Raw genomic sequence first — 218 nt, forward strand, 5'->3', positions numbered from 1 at the left:
TACCCGAGCGGCGGCGACGAGTGCCACATGGCCTTCCACTTCCCGGTCATGCCGCGCATCTTCATGGCCGTCCGGCGGGAATCCCGCTACCCGGTCTCCGAGATCCTGGCCAAGACCCCGGCCATCCCCTCGGGCTGCCAGTGGGGCATCTTCCTGCGCAACCACGACGAGCTCACGCTCGAGATGGTCACCGACGAAGAGCGCGACTACATGTGGGC

General features: G+C 67.0%; 1 pseudogene. It reads left to right on the top strand.

The annotated features are described in order from the left end of the window. Nucleotides 1-218: pseudogene (locus AOQ53_RS36740) on the top strand (trehalose synthase); the annotation flags it as partial.

This window comes from Streptomyces azureus (assembly GCF_001270025.1).
GTDB classification, from domain to species: domain Bacteria; phylum Actinomycetota; class Actinomycetes; order Streptomycetales; family Streptomycetaceae; genus Streptomyces; species Streptomyces azureus.